This window comes from Marinitenerispora sediminis (genome assembly GCF_003336425.1).
In the GTDB taxonomy this organism is placed as follows: domain Bacteria; phylum Actinomycetota; class Actinomycetes; order Streptosporangiales; family Streptosporangiaceae; genus Marinitenerispora; species Marinitenerispora sediminis.
The window spans coordinates 1-18,507 of record NZ_QEIO01000113.1 but is presented as its reverse complement, the minus strand read 5'-3'; the positions used below and the strand labels follow the sequence as shown (position 1 = coordinate 18,507).

General features: G+C 75.0%; 10 protein-coding genes. 7 read left to right on the top strand and 3 right to left on the bottom strand.

Going from position 1 to position 18,507, the window contains the following annotated elements; genetic code table 11:
• The first annotated feature begins 1,168 nt into the window (after positions 1-1,168).
• Positions 1,169-1,951 (top strand): alpha/beta fold hydrolase, encoded by a 783-nt coding sequence (locus tag DEF28_RS19530; RefSeq protein WP_114399112.1) that lies wholly within the window; start codon positions 1,169-1,171, stop codon positions 1,949-1,951.
• A 506-nt stretch (positions 1,952-2,457) separates the two neighbouring features.
• Here DEF28_RS19530 and DEF28_RS19525 read toward each other — a convergent pair.
• From DEF28_RS19525 to DEF28_RS19515, 3 genes are all read right to left on the bottom strand, one after another.
• A complete protein-coding gene (locus DEF28_RS19525) occupies positions 2,458-7,314 on the bottom strand; it encodes a hypothetical protein (protein ID WP_114399111.1) in 4,857 nt (1,618 codons plus the stop codon).
• Positions 7,311-8,219, bottom strand: a complete 909-nt coding sequence (locus DEF28_RS19520) for a DUF4132 domain-containing protein (RefSeq protein WP_114399110.1) — start codon at positions 8,217-8,219, stop codon at positions 7,311-7,313. Before DEF28_RS19520 ends, DEF28_RS19525 begins: the two co-directional genes overlap by 4 nt.
• A gap of 92 nt (positions 8,220-8,311) precedes the next feature.
• Entirely contained in the window at positions 8,312-9,289 is a 978-nt protein-coding gene (locus DEF28_RS19515) for a heme o synthase (RefSeq protein WP_114399113.1), read from the bottom strand.
• A 705-nt stretch (positions 9,290-9,994) separates the two neighbouring features.
• On the opposite strand from DEF28_RS19515, the gene tkt reads away from it, so the two are divergent.
• From tkt to pgl, 6 genes are all read left to right on the top strand, one after another.
• Positions 9,995-12,115 carry a transketolase gene (gene tkt, locus DEF28_RS19510; protein ID WP_114399109.1) on the top strand — a complete coding sequence of 707 codons (2,121 nt, stop codon included), beginning with the start codon at positions 9,995-9,997 and terminating at the stop codon, positions 12,113-12,115.
• A 103-nt stretch (positions 12,116-12,218) separates the two neighbouring features.
• A complete protein-coding gene (gene tal, locus DEF28_RS19505) occupies positions 12,219-13,337 on the top strand; it encodes a transaldolase (protein ID WP_114399108.1) in 1,119 nt (372 codons plus the stop codon).
• 297 nt (positions 13,338-13,634) lie between these two features.
• Positions 13,635-15,266 carry a glucose-6-phosphate isomerase gene (locus DEF28_RS19495; RefSeq protein ID WP_114399106.1) on the top strand — a complete coding sequence of 544 codons (1,632 nt, stop codon included), beginning with the start codon at positions 13,635-13,637 and terminating at the stop codon, positions 15,264-15,266.
• Positions 15,267-15,362: 96 nt separating this feature from the next.
• Positions 15,363-16,892, top strand: a complete 1,530-nt coding sequence (zwf, locus tag DEF28_RS19490; RefSeq protein ID WP_114399105.1) for a glucose-6-phosphate dehydrogenase — start codon at positions 15,363-15,365, stop codon at positions 16,890-16,892.
• A gap of 106 nt (positions 16,893-16,998) precedes the next feature.
• Positions 16,999-17,925, top strand: a complete 927-nt coding sequence (locus tag DEF28_RS19485; RefSeq protein WP_114399104.1) for a glucose-6-phosphate dehydrogenase assembly protein OpcA — start codon at positions 16,999-17,001, stop codon at positions 17,923-17,925.
• On the top strand, positions 17,922-18,507 hold a 586-nt coding region (gene pgl / locus DEF28_RS19480; protein ID WP_114446193.1), incomplete at its 3' end, for a 6-phosphogluconolactonase. The genes DEF28_RS19485 and pgl, both read left to right, overlap by 4 nt.

Sequence of the window (18,507 nt, the reverse complement as noted above, 5' to 3'; positions counted from 1 at the left end):
CCCTCAACGCCGCGATCTGGCACAACTGGCTGATCGGAGCGCCGGTCAAACGCTCGCTCGTGGCTTACGACCATTGAGGAACCCCCATCAACGATCTAGACGAGTGATTCCTCTGCGGTGGGTGGTCGTAGGCGGTCAGGGATCTGGCCACCGGTGCGCCGGTGTGGTGGTGCCGGATCACCGCGGCCATGGCCAGGGTCCGCTGGCCGACTCGGACCGTGAGACTGTGAGGCCATCGAAGGTCCGCCCGCCGTGGCGTTGTAGGCCGGGTTGGCCTGTGAGGGGGTCGTGGACTGACTCGACCAACTGCCGCACTCCTTGGAACAGGTGCCCGCAGGGGCGGGGGCCGCTCGCGCTTGGAAGAGGGCGGCGGCAGCGTGACCCCCTGTTCGGCGAGCCCGGCCTCCAACGCCTCGAAAGCGAAGCCGTGGTCGGCGATCAGTAGCAGCCCGGGCCGGTCGGCGGCCAGGTCCGGATCTGCGGGGAGCATCGCGGCCAGCACGCCGCGCTCGTCGACCCGGTCCACCTCCAGTCGGTCGTCGATTTTCACGTAGAGCCCCGCGAGGAGGGTGTCCAGGTCTTGCGTCACAACTCGGTCTTGGACGCCCTCTCTTGATGCCTGGACACCCACCACGCATCGGAACTGCTCATCTGGTCCGCGAAGGCCGTGCGGCCCCGCGTAGAGGCCGAGGCGCGCGGTCACGCGTCCGCGACTCGGGTCCCACTCTCGACCCAGGCAGCCCGGACAATCCCGCTGCCGGGGCGGTCACCACCACGGCCCGGCCGCTCTGCCGCGCAACCGAACCCGGGGCGGCGACGCGGACCAGTCCCGATCCCGGTGCCCCGGGACGGAGGCAGCGCCCGCCCACGATGGCGGCAGGAGATGCCGAGACAGTGTTCCCCGCGCCCCTCCCGTGGTACCAGTGGCCGGCCGTCCCTGCTCTCGCGGCCGGCCGCCCGCACACCGATCCGCGCGGTCCGTGCCTCCACACCCTGGTCTCGGCTGCGGGGCCGCGGGCGCCGGTGCGGACCGGCAGCGCCGGCCGTGCCCCGGCGGGAGGCCCTCCGCCGCTGTCCGTCCCGGGCGGGGCCGACGGCGGCGGCCGCACACGCCCGTCGAGCCCCGCCGGGGCCGGCGGAGCGGCCGCTGATCTAGACTCTTCCAGCGATGACCAGCTTCGCGAAGGGCCCTGACGGCGCGCAGATCGCCTTCCAGGTCGAGGGGTCGGGCCCGCCCCTGCTGCTGCTGGCCGGGCAGGCCAACAACCACCACTGGTGGGACTCCGTGCGCGGCGACTTCACCGCCGCCCGCACCACGGTCACCCTCGACTACCGCGGCACCGGGGACAGCGACGCGCCGGACGTGCCGTACAGCACGCCGCTGTTCGCCGAGGACGCCGTCGCCGTGCTGGACGAGCTGGGGGTCGAGCGCGCCGACGTGTACGGCACGTCCATGGGCGGCCGGACCGCGCAGTGGATCGCCGTCCGCCACCCCGCGCGCGTCCGGCGGCTGGTCCTCGGCTGCACCTCGCCGGGCGGCCCGCACGCCGTCGAGCGGACGATGGCGGTCCGCAGGTCGCTGGCCGGCCCGGACCGCGACGCCGCCCGGCGGGCCCTGGTCGACCTGATGTACACGCCCGCGTGGCAGGCCGCCCACCCCGGCCACCACGGCACGCTCGGCGACCCGGGCATGCCGTCGCACGCCCGGCGCGGCCACCTGCTCGCGAGCGAGCGCCACGACGCCTGGGACCGCCTCCCGGAGATCGGCGCGGCCACCCTCGTCCTGCACGGCACCGACGACCTGCTCACCCCGGTCGCGAACGCCCGCCTCCTCGGCGAGCGCATTCCTGACGCCCGGACGCACCTCATCGAGGGCGCCCGGCACGCGTACTTCGAGGAGTTCCGCGCCACCGCCAGCCGCGCCGTACTGGACTTCCTCACCGCGGACTGACCGCGCAACCAGCGGGACGCGGCGCCCGCCCCAGGTCCCGGAAACCGGGCCGGTCGGCCGCCGAGGCGGTGCGGCCCGGCGAGAACCCGCCTATCGAGCGGCAGTGACAGCCCTCGCGGCGGACCGCCCTGTGGCGGCGGGCCCTCAGTGGCACCGCCGCCTCGGCACGCGGTGCGCCGAGCGACGCCGCGATCCCGACGCCGGCTTCCGGGCCGCGCCCTGCTCGCCGCCCTCGGCGGCGGCCACGTCCGACGCCGGGCACCGCCCACCAACCCTCGCCGCTTCCCCCGCTCCGCCCGGCAGCCGGCCACTGCACGTCCCGGGGGGCGGCAGTCGGTCAGGCGATCCAGCGACATCGGCTGCCGCCGCCGCTGACCGGCCGCTGCCGCTCACCAGCCGTCCCCGGCCTCCTCCCACAGGACGGCCGTACCCCGCTGGAGAAGCCGGCCCCGGCCGGGACGAGCGCGGCGGTCGCACCGCGCGTCCCGGCCGGGGTGGCGGTGGTGCTACTCCGGCCCGTCCCCCCTCGCGACGCGTTCGGCGGCCGCGGTGAACAGCTCCGGATAGGGGCGCAGCGGCAGGAACCGGGACAGCGGCCCGGTCGGCTGGCCCGCGTTGCCGGTCCGCAGGTCGTAGAGCGGCAGCTTCCACGTCTCGAACGGCAGGTTCGGCGACTTCGCGGTGACCCAGCCGCCCGGGAGGAACAGCGAGCGGCCGGCGCGGGAGCGCTTGGCGCGCACCACGAGCCCGCGGTCCACGAGCTGCTCCTCGGCCTTCCGATGCCGGGCCGCGGTCCAGCCGTTCCACGCGCGGACCCTGCGGTCGGTGGGTTCCAGGACCGCGAGCAGCTGGAGGTAGAGCCGCGCCGCATCGTCGGCGATACCGTGCGCGGCGGCGGTCTCGGCCACCAGTGCGGGTACGCAGGCAGCCGGGTCGGCGTCGAAGTCGCCGTCCGGCCCCGCCGCCGAGATACGGTCGGCCATCGCGCCGTAGCCGGGCCTGCGCAGCAGGTCGACGGAGTCCAGGCAGCCGCCCCACGCGTGGTCGGCCACCATGGCGCGCAGCAGCCGGCTGCGCCGGTCGTCGCCGAGCAGCGCCGGGCGGAACCACAGCCGCATCTCCCCGCGCCCCGCGTAGAGCACGGTGAGGCCGTCGTCGTAACACGGCTCGGGCAGTTCCGCGCCGCCCGGGGCCCGGTACGGCGCGGGGCCGAACGCCGCCTCAAAGGCGCTCCGCCGCTCCCCACCCGAGCGCACGTGGCCGGCCCACACCAGCAGTTCCGGATCGGCCAGGCGCTCACGCAGCAGCTCCAGCGCCCGTGGAGCGCCAAGGCGCACCGGGTCGGCGGGCGGCAGTTCCGCGTAGCACCACGGCAGCAGGATGCCCAGGCTGGCGAGGACCCTGTCCAGCGGCGCGCCCTCGTGCTGCAGGACGACCCGGCCGTCGTCGTCGACGGCCAGCCATGAACGGCCGCCCTCCGTCAGCACGCCGACCTCGTCCGGGGAGCGCACGAGTTCCAGCCGGCGGTGCACGCCGTCCGCCCCGAGCAGGGCCTGCGCGGCGACGACGGTCTCGGTGGGCAGCGGCGTCCTGCGCCCGAACCGCCCGACCCACGCCGCGGCGAGCCGCTCCGCCAGCTCGCGCAGCCCGCCGGGCCGCCACAACGCGGCGATCTCCTCCGGCGTACCGGGGAGCGCGGCACTGTACAGGTCGAGCAGGTCGGCCCCGCTGATCCCGTTCATTTCGTCCTGCGCGGCCTGCGCCTCGGCCGTCTTGAGTCCGAGGAGAGCGCGCAGTTCCGCGCCGTAGATGTCGGCGTGCCACCCTCTTCCCTTCGGCCAGCCCGCGAGGAGCAGCGCGGCGGCGCCCGCGGACAGGCCGGCGCGCTCGGCGAGCACGCCCGCCGCTTCGAGGTCCCACTCCAGCGGCCCCTGCGCGTCGAGGCCGTCGAGCAGCGCGCGGAGCTGAGCGGCGGTCCCCCACCGGAACGCGGGCTCCTCCCGGTCCACGAGTGTGCGCCCCACCGGCGCGGGCAGGTCACCGGAGCCGATCTCGACGTAGCGGCGCACGAACCCCTTGCGCCCGTAACGCTGCGTGATGTCCCAGGCGGGGATGTCGACCGCCAGATCGACCCGGCGGTGGTCCGGGGCGGCCGGGTCCACGGCCGCCGTGTACCAGGCGCCCCCGGATTCGACGAAGACCCGTCCGCGCGCCAGCCGCGCCTCGGGGTCGGCGAAGCACGTGGCCGACCAGGTGTCGAGCAGGCCGCGCAGCGCGGTGCGCTGCGACTCGCTGACGCCGGGGACGAGTGTCCGCCAGGCCGCGCCGCCGATCCGCCCCACCAGCTCGGTCCAGTCCAGCCCGGCCTTCGGCTGATCCACCGCGGTGTCCGGATCGATCGCGCCGGTCAGGAAGGCGTGCGTGTGCCCGATCTGGCCGACGGTGTCGTGCCCGGGCCACGAGCCCTTGTCCACCATCCCGCCGAGCGCCAGGCCGAGCTCGTGGGAGTTCACCCGGACCTCGCGCACCGGCTCGACGGCCATCTGGCGCGTGAACCGGTCGCGCCGGAGCACCTCGCGCGCGGTGGCGACCACCGTGCCGGCCGCGCCCGCGAGCACTCCGGGGTGCGGGTCGCCGCCCAGGAGTTCGGCGACGGCCTTGGCCGTGATCGGCGTGTCGGTCCTGCTGAGGTCGTCGCCGATCTCGGCCCGCGCGGTCTCCAGCAGCCTGGCCGCCTGCTCACGGGTGGCGGAGCGCAGCACGGCCGACGCCGCGGTGTCGCGGGGCCGCAGGTGGTGCCAGAAGACCGGGTCCGGCACGAAGGGGGTCCCCCACTGGCCGGTGTAGTCGTCGTAGGCGCCGGCGTGCGCGTCCCAGAGCGGTCCGGAGCCGTCGCTGGCGTGCAGGACGACGACGTTGGTGCCCGAGAGGATCCCCAGCTCGCCACCGCCCGGGTAGCGCACCACACCCCAGGGCGACAGGACGACCCCTCGCGGGAAGCTCCAGGAGAGTTCGGCCGTCCGCCCGTCGACGCCGACGATCCGGTAGGCCGCCTCGCCGCCGGTGTCGGTGGGGCCGCGCAGCACGGCGGACCCGACCAGCCCGTCCGCGTGCCCGAGCGGGCTGCCCTCGCCTCCTTCGGGCAGCGGCGCCAGCGTGGAGGAGTGCAGCTGGAGCCGCTCTCCCGGCCGCAGCGGAAGGTCCTCCAGGAAGGCCGGCAGGCTGGCCCGTCCCTCCTCCCCGGTGACCGGGTCGATCTCGAGGCCCGTCTCGCCGGCCACCCGCCAGTGGGTGGCGCCGTCGGAGAGCACGTACCGGTCCGCCCCGTCCGGCCGCTCCCCGGGGGACAGCGCCCGCCCGCCGGCCCACCGGATGCCCTCGGCGGTGAGCTGCGCGGCGCCGAGCGCCCGGTGCCACGGGTTCTGCCACCGGTAGCTCAGGCTGCTGTCCGGCTCGCTGATCACGGTCCCGGGGTCGCTCGACCAGTACATGTGGGTCTGGCCGGCGACCGTGTAGCAGACGAGGAACTGGCCCCCGGTGTACACCGCCGTGGGCTTGCGGGCGCCCGCAGGCAACCGGAGGGCGTGCTCGGCCACCCGGCCGCTGCCGTCCACCGCGATCGCCCTGGCGGGGGTGCACAGGGTGAGCACCGGCCATGAGGAGACGGCAGAGAGCTCCGGACGCTGCTGCCCGGTGCCGAGGAGTTCGCGGGCGGCCTCGTCGAGCGCGTCCCAGCCGTACTCGTCGAGGATGCCGCCGCGCAGCGTGCGGGCGAGCACCTGCGCGTAGTCGGCCGCCGCCAGGGCCTCCCGGCGGCCGGGCAGTCCGGCGAGCACCGAGGGGCTGACCGACATGCCCAGCGCCTCCAGCGTCTGGCGGGCGGCGCCCACGCCACCGCCCGCGAGGCGGTCGACCAGCCCGTCGAGGTAGGCCGTGGCGAGGGGGCGCAGGACGGGGAGACCGAGAAGCGCGTCGGCCTTGCGGCTGGTGGCGTAGGAACGGACCGCCGGGACCAGCAGGGGGCTCCAGCGCGCATCCGCCGCGACGGCGGCGAGGTCGCGGCGCTCTGCCTCGCGCTCGCCGTGCAGCCAGTGGTCGAGGCCGAGCCGCTGTCCCTCGCGCGGGGCCGCGACGGGCACGGCATGGGCCAGGCACAGGTCGAGCAGGTCGAGCTCGACCGGGCCGGCGCCCCTTCCACGGGTGCCGTCCACCCGGACCGGCACGCCGTCGGCCGCCAGCCGCCCGGCGATCCGGGGAACCAGCTCGTGCAGCCGCGCCGGGGTGGCCTCCCGGCCGCTGCGGACGTGCCCCACCATGCGCGACAGCCACGCGGCCGCGCCACCGGGGATCCCGGCCGCGGGGTCGGCGAGGTCGGCCAGGGCACCGCAGTCGTCCAGCAGCTCCAGCCACCAGCCGTGGAAACCCGCGGTCTCGGACGTGGGGAACAGCTCCAGCAGCAGGCCGCGCACCGCGGGGTCGCCGGCGGCGAGCGCCACGAGGCTGGCGCGGCACTTGCGCCAGAACCCGGCGGGTGCCGACGCGGTGGCGGGCATCTCCAGCAGTTCGCGCAGCGTCCGCGCCTCCTCCGCGGCGGGGTCCCGTCCGGCGGCGCGGGCGAGGGAGCGCAGTTGCGCGGGCATCTCGGCCCACGGCGGCAGGCCGCCGAGGGTGCGGCGCAGCGCCAGCTCCCGGAACTGCTCGTAGGCCGCGCCCGGCTCGTAGCCGCGGGCCAGGTCGGCGGCGTACCCGGCGAGCGCCTTGACGCTGAGCGCGCCGGCGAACGCGAACTCCAGGACGGCTTCGCGGCGGGTGGCCTCGTCGACGGGGATGCTGTACACGCGCTCGGCCTCGCGGGCGCGGCCGAACATGATGCTGGCCTGGCTGGGGCTGCCGCCGGCCAGGAAGGCGCGGCCGGCCTGCTCCCAGAAGGCCGCCAGGTGGGTGTGCGGCAGGGTGGCGGCGATCTCGCCGAACGCCTCGGCGGCCGCGCCGGGCCGCGCGTGCGCGAGCTTGGCCGCGCGCTCCATCGGGCGCACGGCCGCCAGTGCGGCGTTGGCGTTGCCGCGGTCATGGACGAGCGCCCACTCCGGGTAGCCCAGTCCACGGGGACGGGTGAGCGCGAGCGGGTCGGAGGTCTCGGGCTCGTGGAAGCCGAAGTGCCGCATCGCGGCGTCCTCGGCCGGCGCCAGGGTGTCGGCGGCCAGTCGGACGACCGGCCGTCCGGGCAGCGCCGGGTGGGTGTAGCGGCGGGCGCGGACCTCGTCGGTCGCGGTGTCCGCGGGCGGCTCGGCGAGCGGGGCGAGCCCGGCGTCGAGCAGTGCCTCGGTCTGCGCCGCGGCGGGCCGGTTGCCGGTGGTGGTCACGCGTTCTCCTCGCTGTCACCGCTGCCGGCCGCGCCGGCGTGGATGGTCTCGGCCATGCGGACGCCCTCGGACCAGGCGACCGGTCCGACCTCGCCCACCGGCAGGGGGCGCTCGTCGGCGTCCACCCAGAGCAGGTCGCCGGTGGACGTGGGAGCGTCGGGGCTGTCGGAGCCGAGCCAGTACCGCGCCTGCACGTACCGGCCCGCGTCGACGGTGCGGCACACCGCGTAACCGCCGCGCACCGCGAAGCCCAGCCGCCGGGCGCGGCTGACGGCGTCCCGGAGCTCACCGAACCGGCCCCCGGCGTAGGCGGTCACCCTGGTGGCGCCCGGGGACAGGTCGCCGGCCCGGCGGTACACCTCGCGGGTGAGTTGGGGCACGCGCTGCTCGATGCCGAGCTCCGCGGCGAAGTCCCGGACGTCCTCCAGGTCGGGGATCCGGACCGGATGCGCGACCACCACGCGCTCGGCGCTCAGCCAGACGCTCTCCGCGTCGAGGTCCAGGACGCCGAGCCTGCCCTGCTCGTCCACGCCGCGCAGGAAGCCCCCGGTATTGGTGTCCGGTTCACCGGAGGCGGACACCGGGGCGACGAACAGGTCGGCCAGCAGGTCGCGCCAGGTCGGGTCCGGCCACACCGCGGCGACGGTGGCGGCGGGCACCGGCAGCGAGCCGAGCAGCCAGGACTCCACCTGCCGCCGGCACTCCTGCTGGTGGCGCTCCAGCCACCGGACCAGGTCGGCGAGTTGCTCGGCCTCGGCCGATTCCCGCACTTTCTTGGGGACCGATTTCAGCTGGCGGCCCTTCGGGTTGCGGCACACGAGCGTGGTGCCGTCCAGCCCGAGGGAGTACCCGTCCGGGCCGTCGACCCAGGCGAGCTCCACGGTAGAGGGGGGTTGCGAGGACATGTCGCCAGATATACCGCTGTCGTGTGACAGAAGCGCGGCCGGGCGCGGCCGGTGTTCCGGCGCGCCCGGCCGCGGGAGGGCCGGGGTCGGCGTCAGGCGAGCAGGTTGGCGAGCAGCGGGTCGATGGTCACCGCGGAGAACAGCAGCGCGAGGTAGGCGTTGGACAGGTGGAAGAAGCCCATGGTCTTCAGCTGGGCGCCGGTGACGCCGGCGCGGACCCGGTTGAGCAGGCGGTGCGCCTGGACCAGCAGGATGCCGCCGAGCACGAGGGCGGCCAGCGGGTAGAAGAGCGTCGTGCCCGCGACCGGCCACAGCGCGAGCGAGACCAGCACCGTCGCCCAGCTGTAGAGCACGCACTCCAGCACGACCCGGCGGTCACCGGCCACCACGGGGAGCATGGGCACGTTCGCCGCCGCGTAGTCCTCGCGGTAGCGCATCGCCAGGGCCCACGTGTGCGGCGGCGTCCAGAAGAACACCACCAGGAACAGCACGAACGGCGCCCAGTCCAGCGAGTTGGTGATGCCGGACCAGCCGATCAGCACCGGCATGCAGCCGGCGATCCCGCCCCACACCACGTTCTGCGCGGTCCGGCGCTTCAGCAGCAGCGTGTAGACGAGCAGGTAGAACAGGATCGCGAACAGCGACAGCGCCGCCGACAGCCAGTTGACGAGGGCGGCGAAGCCCACCGTGGAGACCACCCCGAGCGCCAGGCCGTAGAGCACGGCCCCGCGCGGGGTGACGAGCTGCATGGCGGCCGGGCGGCGCCGGGTGCGGCGCATCTCCTGGTCGATGTCGCGGTCGAAGTAGCAGTTGAGCGCGTTGGCGCTGGCGGCCGACATCGCGCCGAAGACCAGCGTGGCCACGGCGGTGCCGAGCGGCGGCACGCCGCCGGCCGCCACGAACATCACCGGGATGGTGGTGATGAGCAGCAGCTCGATCACGCGCGGCTTGGACAGCGCGATGTAGGCGCGCACGTAGCCGCCGAAGGTCGGCGGCCCGGCGGCGGGCTCGTCGCGGGACTCGGCGGAGCCGGCCTGGGCGGAGTGCGGGGATCGGTTCAGCAATGTCATCAGCGCCGTCGCGTGCCGGACCGGTCGGCTCGGGCCGCCGCGCACCGGGCGGCGCGGGGGCGCGCGGCGCTCACCTGCCGTTCGGTCCATCGTCCGCGCGACGCGGCACGCGCGGCGGGAGACATCCGATCTACGGACACAGACACGCTGAACCTCTGAGGAATTTAGGGAATCGTCACTGCTCGCCACAGCCGGCCCGCGGATCCGCCTCGACATGCTCGCGTCAAGACTCCGCAAAACCCGGTCAACGACATACTGTAGTACTTGCCGCGGCGCACCCCTCCCCGGGGGCGGTCCGCGGCGCACCGACGCTGAGCTGTGCCGGTGCCGCCGCCGCACCGCGCGCACGCCCGGCGGGGCCCGCCCGCGGCGGCCCGCCGCGCCGTCCCAGCATGCCACGGGCCCGCCGCCCCGCCGCTCCCGCGAGGGCCGCGTGCCCCGTTCCGGCCGCTGTCCGGCCCCGTCTGGAGGCACGCGTCGGACGACCGGACCACCGGCCGGGGCGATAGGCTCGCAGGAGGTCGTCCCTGTCGAGTCCAGCTCCGGGAGCGCGCTCCGGCGGGAGCAGATTCCCCCCGGTCAGCCGCGCCGCCGGCGCTCCCGCCCGGCGAGACCGGGCCGACGCACAATCCACAACCCACATTCACGTTCTGCGGGCGGCACGCCCGTGATGGCCTGGATGCGTGAAAGGAGCCCTGAGCCCGCGTGAACATCGACACCTCGAGGACCCTTGAGTGGTCGGAGCTGGACCAACGCGCCGTCGACGTGGTCCGCGCCCTCGCGATGGACGCGGTCGAGGAGGCGGGCTCCGGCCACCCCGGGACCGCGATGAGCCTCGCGCCGGCGGCCTACCTGCTGTTCCAGAAGGTGATGCGGCACGACCCGAGCGAGCCGACCTGGATCGGCCGGGACCGCTTCGTGCTGTCGTGCGGCCACTCCAGCCTGACCCTCTACATCCAGCTCTTCCTCGCCGGCTACGGCCTGGGCCTCGACGACCTCAAGCGGCTGCGCCAGTGGGACAGCCTCACCCCCGGCCACCCCGAGTACGGGCACACCGCCGGCGTGGAGACCACCACGGGCCCGCTCGGCCAGGGCGTCGGCAACGCGGTGGGCATGGCGATGGCCGCCCGCCGCGAGCGGGGCCTGTTCGACCCCGAGTCCGCCCCCGGGGAGAGCCCCTTCGACCACTTCGTGTACGCCATCTGCTCCGACGGCGACGTGCAGGAGGGCGTCTCCCACGAGGCGAGCGCGCTGGCCGGGACGCAGAAGCTCGGCAACCTCGTCCTCATCTACGACGACAACCACATCTCGATCGAGGACGACACCCAGATCGCGTTCTCCGAGGACGTGGCCGCGCGCTACGCCGCCTACGGCTGGCACGTCCAGGAGATCGACTGGACCGACGGCGGCGCCTACCACGAGGACGTCGAGGCGCTGTACCGCGCCATCCTGGCCGCGCAGGCCGAGACCGAGCGGCCGTCGTTCATCCGGCTGCGGACCATCATCGGCTGGCCGGCGCCCAACAAGCAGAACACCGGCGGCATCCACGGCGCCGCGATCGGCGCGGAGGAGGTGGCCGCCACCAAGCAGGTGCTCGGCCTCGACCCCGACGCCCGGTTCGACGTGCCGGAGGAGCTGCTGGCGCACACCCGCGCCGCCGTGCGGCGCGGCCGGGCCGAGCGCGGCGCGTGGGACGAGCAGCTGTCCGCCTGGCGCTCGGGCGCCGGCGAGCGGGCCGAGCTGTTCGACCGCCTGTCCGCCGGCAAGCTGCCCGAGGGCTGGGAGGACGCGCTCCCGGTGTTCCCGGCCAGCGAGAAGGGCATGGCCACCCGCAAGGCCAGCGGCGAGGTGCTGAGCGCCCTCGCGCCGGTGCTCCCGGAGCTGTGGGGCGGCTCGGCCGACCTCGCGGGCTCCAACAACACCACGCCCAAGGGCGAGCCCTCGTTCATCCCGGAGGAGTACTCGACCAAGGCGTTCTCGGGCAACCGGTTCGGCCGCGTCCTGCACTTCGGCATCCGTGAGCACGGCATGGGCGCGATCCTGAACGGCATCGCGCTGCACGGCCCGACCCGCCCCTACGGCGGCACCTTCCTGGTGTTCAGCGACTACATGCGCCCGGCGGTGCGGCTGGCCGCGCTCATGAAGCTGCCCGTCACCTACGTGTGGACCCACGACTCCATCGGGCTCGGCGAGGACGGCCCGACCCACCAGCCGGTGGAGCACCTGTGGGCGCTGCGGGCGATCCCGGGCCTGGACGTCGTGCGCCCGGCCGACGCCAACGAGACCGCGGTCGCCTGGCGCACCATCGTGGAGAAGGGCGAGCGTCCGACCGCGCTCGCGCTGACCCGGCAGAACGTGCCCACCCTGGACCGCGAACGGCTGGCGGGCGCCGAGGGCGTCACCCGCGGCGGCTACGTCCTTGCGGAGGCCGGCGGCGGCACGCCGCGCGCCATCATCATCGCCACCGGTAGCGAGGTCGCGATCGCGCTGGCCGCGCGCGAGCGGCTGGAGGCCGAGGGCACGCCCACCCGCGTCGTGTCGATGCCGAGCGTCGAGTGGTTCCACGAGCAGGACGAGGCGTACCGCCAGACCGTGCTGCCCAGCGACGTGCGGGCCCGCGTCTCGGTCGAGGCGGGCATCGCGCTCGGCTGGCGGGAGTTCATCGGCGACGCCGGCCAGGCGGTGAGCCTGGAGCACTTCGGCGCCTCCGCCCCGTACCAGACGCTCTACGAGCAGTTCGGAATCACCCCCGACCGGGTGGTCGCGGCGGTGCACGCGAGCATCGCCCGGCTCGGCGGCGAGAGCGGAACAACCACCGGGAACTAGTGGTTGTTCGGAGGGTCCTCCACCTACGGGGAGGACCCTCCGGCCTTCGGTGGGGCGACGCGCCGAACGTAACGAAGTACAGACCGAGACGAACGAGGTCACGATGACCGAGCACCCCGACCGCCCGCTGCGGCGGCTCTCCGACGAAGGCGTGGCCGTCTGGCTGGACGACATCAGCCGCGAGCGGCTGCGCGGCGGCAACCTCGCCGAACTGATCCGCGAGCGCGACGTCGTCGGAGTGACGTCCAACCCGACGATCTTCGAGAAGGCCCTCAAGGAGGGCGACGCCTACGACGCGCAGCTGCACGACCTCGCGATCCGGGGCGTCTCGGTGGACGAGGCCGTCCGCGCGATCACCGCCTACGACATCCGCTGGGCCGCCGACGTGCTGCGCCCGGTCTACGACGCCACCGGCGGCGTGGACGGCCGCGTCTCCCTGGAGGTGGACCCCCGGCTGGCCCGCGAGACCGACCGCACCGTCGCCGAGGCGCGCGCGCTGTGGTGGCTGGTGGACCGCCCGAACCTGTTCATCAAGATCCCGGCCACCGCCGAGGGGCTGCCGGCCATCACGCGGGCGCTGGCCGAGGGCATCAGCGTCAACGTCACGCTGATCTTCTCGCTGGAGCGCTACCGCGAGGTGATGGACGCGTTCCTGTCCGGGCTGGAGCAGGCCCGCGCCAACGGCCACGACCTCGCCGGCATCCACTCCGTCGCCTCCTTCTTCGTCAGCCGGGTCGACGCCGAGATCGACAAGCGACTGGACGCGATCGGCACCGACCGGGCCCGCGAGCTGCGCGGCCGGGCCGCCATCGCCAACGCGCGGCTGGCCTACGCCGCCTACGAGGAGGTGTTCGGCTCGCAGCGCTGGAAGGCGCTGGAGGCCGACGGCGCCCGGCCGCAGCGCCCGCTGTGGGCGTCGACCGGTGTCAAGGACCCCGCCTACTCCGACACCCGCTACGTGACCGAGCTCGTCGCGCCGAACACGGTCAACACCATGCCCGAGGCGACCCTGGAGGCCACCGCCGACCACGGCGAGGTCACCGGTGACACCGTGCGCGGGACGTACGCGCGGGCGCGGGCTGACCTCGACGCGCTGGCCGAGGTCGGCGTCGATTACGACGACGTCGTGCGGCTCCTGGAGGACGAGGGCGTGCAGAAGTTCGAGAAGTCCTGGGAGGGGCTGCTCGGGGGCGTGTCGCAGCAACTGGACGCGAACGCATAGGTCCGGCGCGGCACGGGTACAGGGTGCCCGTGCGCGTCCGTCCGCGAGCCCCGGGCCGCCGAGCCGGCGCGGCACCGGGGCCGCGGGCCCCGGGGGCGCCGTGCCGGCGCTCCCGGACCGGGACGCCTCCACCGGGAGGCGTACCCGGAGCAACGCGCAGAACTCGACCTCGTCCCCGGCGCGGGCGGGCGCGGTGCGCCCACCCCACCGCGCGGCCGGCCGCCGCACCGCTCCCGGTCCCCACTCACCGCGGCGGGCGACGACCAGACGACCAGGCAGAGGAAGGAATCAGTCGCTTTGAGCAGTGATCAGGTACACGCGGGGAACCTCACGGTCACGCTGCGCGACGCGGTCCGCGCGCCGGCGGACGCGGCGAAGGCCCGGCTCGCCGAGGACGGCGCGGCCGCCCGGCTCGCGGCGCGCGACGCCACGCTGTGGGGGCCCGAGGCCGAAGCCGAGGCGGCCGTCCGGCTCGGCTGGGTCGACCTCCCGCGTACCTCGCGCGCGCTGCTGCCCGAGCTGGACCGCCTGGTGGCGGAGAAGCGGGCCGCGGGTCTGGACCACGTCGTGCTGGCCGGCATGGGCGGCTCGTCGCTGGCCCCGGAGGTCATCACCGCCACCCGCGGCGCCGAGCTGACCACCCTTGACACCACCGACCCGCAGCAGGTCGGCCGGGCGATCGCCGACCGCCTCGCGACGACGGTGCTCGTGGTGTCGTCCAAGAGCGGCGGCACCGTCGAGACCGACAGCCACCGCCGCGCCTACGAGCAGGCCTTCACCGACGCCGGCATCGACCCCGCCGAGCGGATCGTCGTGGTGACCGACCCCGGCTCCCCGCTGGCCGAACTCGCGGCCGAGCGCGGCTACCGCACCGTGCTGGCCGACCCGGAGGTCGGCGGCCGCTACAGCGCGCTCACCGCGTTCGGCCTGGTCCCGAGCGCCCTCGCCGGCGTGGACGTCGCCTCCCTGCTGGACGAGGCCGACGCCCTGGTGCCCTCGCTGTCGGCGGACTCCGGCAACCCGGCCCTGGAGCTGGGCGCCGCGCTGGGCGGGTTCACCGGGCACGACAAGGTGGTGCTCGCCGGCGCGACCCCGGTGGGGCTGGGCGACTGGATCGAGCAGCTGGTCGCCGAGTCCACCGGCAAGAGCGGCCGCGGCCTGCTGCCGGTCGTGGTCGAGGCGGCCGCCGCGCCCGGGTTCACCCCGGCGCCCGACACCCACCTGGTGGCGTTCGCCGAGTCGGGCACGCCGCAGGTGGAGCTGGCCGACACCTTGGTCTCGGGCCCGCTGGGGGCGCAGTTCCTGGCGTGGGAGTACGCGACGGCGGTCGCGGGCCGGCTGCTGGGGATCGACCCGTTCAACCAGCCCAACGTGCAGGAGTCCAAGGACAACACCAAGGCGCTGCTGGAGCGGGCGGGTGACGGCCCGCTGCCCGCGGGGACGCCGCTGCTCGTGGACGGCGCGATCGAGGTCTACTCCGCCGATGTGGCGCTGCTGGAGGGCGCCAAGGACGTCGGCGACGTGCTGACCACGCTGCTGCGCGCGGTCCCCGAGGCGGGCTACCTCGCGGTGATGGCCTACCTGGACCGGGTGGGCGACGCCGCGGCGGCGGATCTGCGTCCCGTGCTCGCCGCCCGCACACCGCGGCCGGTGACGTTCGGCTGGGGGCCGCGCTTCCTGCACTCCACCGGCCAGTACCACAAGGGCGGTCCGCAGAACGGCGTGTTCCTGCAGATCACCGGGGACGTCGTGGCGGACCTGCCGGTGCCGGACCGCCCCTACACCTTCGGACGGCTGCAGATGGCGCAGGCGCTGGGCGACCTGGGCGCGCTGAGCGACCGCGGCCGCCCGGCCGTCCGGCTGCACCTGCGCGACCGGGCCGCCGGCCTGGCGCGGCTGCGGCAGGCGCTGGAGCAGCTGGAAGCCTGACCCGCCGGGCCGCCGCGGTCCGCCCCGGACCGCGGCGGCCCGCCACCCCACCCGCTCCAACCAGACACGGGAGTTGACGACGTGAAAGAACCGGTGATGCCGGGAGCGGTGCCCAACCCGCTGCGCAACATCCTGGACCGGCGGCTGCCGCGCATCGCCGGCCCCAGCGTGCTGGTGCTGTTCGGGGTCACGGGCGACCTCGCGCGCAAGAAGCTGCTGCCGGCCATCTACGACCTCGCGAACCGCGGCCTGCTTCCGCCCGGGTTCGGCCTGGTCGGGTTCGCCCGGCGCGACTGGGAGGACCAGGACTTCGCCGCCGAGGCGCACGAGGCGGTGCGGCAGCACGCCCGCACGCCGTTCCGGGAGGACGTGTGGCGGCAGCTGAGCGAGGGGGTGCGGTTCGTCCCGGGGGAGCTGCACGACGACGACGCGTTCGACCGGCTGGCCGAGACCGTCCGGGAACTCGACGCGCGCCGCGGCACCGGCGGCAACTACGCGTTCTACCTGTCGCTGCCCCCCAAGCTGTTCCCCACGGTGGTCAAGCAGCTCAAGCGCTCGGGACTGGCGGAGTCCTCGGACGGGTCCTGGCGGCGGGTGGTCATCGAGAAGCCGTTCGGGCACGACCTGGAGAGCGCCCGCGAGCTGAACGCCGTGGTGGACGACGTCTTCCCACCGCAGTCGGTGTTCCGCATCGACCACTACCTGGGCAAGGAGACCGTCCAGAACATCATGGCGCTGCGGTTCGCCAACACCCTGTTCGAGCCGATCTGGAACCGCTCCTACGTGGACCACGTGCAGATCACCATGGCCGAGGACATCGGGGTGGGCGGCCGGGCCGGCTACTACGACGGCATCGGCGCCGCGCGCGACGTCATCCAGAACCACCTGCTCCAGCTGCTCGCGCTGGTCGCCATGGAGGAGCCGGTGTCGTTCAGCGCCGACGCGCTGCGCGCCGAGAAGGAGAAGGTGCTGTCGGCCGTCACGCTGCCGGAGGACCTCGCCCAGGGCACCGCCCGCGGTCAGTACGCGGAGGGCTGGCAGGGCGGAGCGCCGGTCGTGGGCTACCTCCAGGAGGACGGCATTCCGCCGGACTCCACCACGGAGACCTACGCCGCCATGAAGCTCGGGGTGAACACCCGCCGGTGGGCCGGCGTGCCGTTCTACCTGCGCACCGGCAAGCGGCTCGGCCGCCGGGTGACCGAGGTGGCGCTGGTCTTCCAGCGGGCGCCGCACCAGGTGTTCAGCCACACCGACATCGAGGAGATGGGGCAGAACTCGCTGGTGCTGCGGATCCAGCCGGACGAGGGCGTGACACTGCGGTTCGGCTCCAAGGTGCCGGGCGCCTCCATGGAGGTCCGCGACGTCAGCATGGACTTCACCTACGGGCAGTCCTTCACCGAGGCCAGCCCGGAGGCCTACGAGCGGCTCATCCTGGACGTGCTGATCGGCGACCCGCCGCTCTTCCCGCGCCAGGAGGAGGTCGAGCTGTCCTGGAAGATCCTCGATCCGATCGAGGAGTTCTGGACCAAGAACGGCCGGCCGGAGCAGTACGAGTCGGGCGCCTGGGGACCCGCGTCGGCGCACGAGCTGCTGGCCCGCGACGGCCGGCAGTGGCGGCGGCCGTGACCGGGCGCGGGCGCGGCGTGCCCGCCGCGCAGCAGCCGAACATCCGCCGGGCGGCGCCGGGCAGCGCCCGTACCGGCTCCACCGCCCGGACCGTGGAGGACTTCCGATGACGCTCTACCTTCCGCGCACCACGACGTCGCAGATCAGCGAGGCCCTCGCCGCCGAGCGGCACAGCGTGGGCGGCGGGGCGATGAACATGGTGCTCACCCTGGTCATCGTCACCGACGAGGCCGACCACTACGACGCCGTGCGGGCCGCCACCGAGGCCGGCCGGGAGCACCCGAGCCGTGTGCTCGCGCTGATCCGCCGCGATCCCGAGGCCGAACCCGCCATCGACGCCGAGATCCGCCGTCCCGGTACGTCGGGACCGGGCGAGGCGCTGCTGCTCCGGCTGTTCGGGCCGCTCGGCGAGCACGCTGACTCCGTCGTCACGCCGCTGCTGGTGCCCGACGCGCCGGTGGTGGCGTGGTGGCCGGGCGTCGGCCCGGTCAACCCGGCCGCCGACCCGGTCGGCCGGCTCGCCCAGCGGCGCATCACGGACGCGCTGCGCGCCGCCGACCCGGTCGGCGACCTGCTCAGCCGCATCGTGCACTACCGGCCGGGCGACACCGACCTGACCTGGACCCGGCTCACTCCGTGGCGGTCGCTGCTGGCCTCCACCATGGACCAGCCGTCGGCGTGGGTGACCGCCGCCGAGGTCACCGCCGAGCCCTACTACCCCAGTGCCGACCTGCTGGCCGCCTGGCTCTCGGACCAGCTGGACGTCCCGGTGGAGCGCAAGGAGTCCAACGGCCCCGGGATCACCGGGGCGCGCCTGATCACCGGCGCCGGGGACATCGCGGTGCGGCGGCTGGACGGGCGGGTCGCGACGCTGTCCCGGCCGGACCAGCCCGACCAGACGGTGGCGCTGCCCCGGCGCCGCGCCTCCGAAGCGCTCGCCGAGGAGCTGCGCCGGCTCGACGCCGACGAGATCTACGAGCAGACCGCCACCCACATGGCGAGCCTGCTCAACCGAGCGGGGGTGGGCGCGTGACGCCGACCCCGCCGACCGTCGTCGTGCATCCGGACGCCGACCTGCTCGCCAAGGCCACGGCGGCGCGGGCCGTCACCCGGCTGGTGGACGCCCAGGCGGCGCGGGGGACGGCGTCCATCGTGCTCACCGGCGGCGGCATGGGCACCGCCGTGCTGGCCGAGTTGGCCACGGCCCCGGCCCGGGACGCGATCGACTGGCGGCGGCTGGACATCTGGTGGGGCGACGAGCGGTTCCTGCCCGCCGGCCACCCCGAGCGCAACGAGACCGGTGCCCGGGCGGCGCTGCTGGACCACATCCCGCTTGACCCCGCGCGGGTGCACCCGATGCCGGCCAGCGACGGCCCCGACGGCGACGACGTGGACCGCGCGGCCGAGCGCTACGCCGAGGAGCTGCGCGCGTCGGCGGCGGCCCTGGGCGAGCAGGGGCCGGCACCGGAGTTCGACGTGACGCTGGTCAGCGTCGGCCCGGACACCCACATCGCGTCGCTGTTCCCCGAGCTGCCGGCGGTCTACGAGGAGGACCGCCCGGTGGTCGCGGTGCGCGGCGCCCCCAAGCCCCCGCCCACCCGGGTCACCCTGACGC

What these genes read in the sequence shown, in the direction of transcription:
- DEF28_RS19530 (WP_114399112.1), top strand. Translation starts at nt 1,169, where the DNA reads ATGACCAGCTTCGCGAAGGGCCCTGACGGCGCGCAGATCGCCTTCCAG.
- DEF28_RS19520 (WP_114399110.1), bottom strand. Translation starts at nt 8,219, where the DNA reads ATGTCCTCGCAACCCCCCTCTACCGTGGAGCTCGCCTGGGTCGACGGC.
- DEF28_RS19515 (WP_114399113.1), bottom strand. Translation starts at nt 9,289, where the DNA reads ATGACATTGCTGAACCGATCCCCGCACTCCGCCCAGGCCGGCTCCGCC.
- tal (WP_114399108.1), top strand. Translation starts at nt 12,219, where the DNA reads ATGACCGAGCACCCCGACCGCCCGCTGCGGCGGCTCTCCGACGAAGGC.
- zwf (WP_114399105.1), top strand. Translation starts at nt 15,363, where the DNA reads ATGCCGGGAGCGGTGCCCAACCCGCTGCGCAACATCCTGGACCGGCGG.
- DEF28_RS19485 (WP_114399104.1), top strand. Translation starts at nt 16,999, where the DNA reads ATGACGCTCTACCTTCCGCGCACCACGACGTCGCAGATCAGCGAGGCC.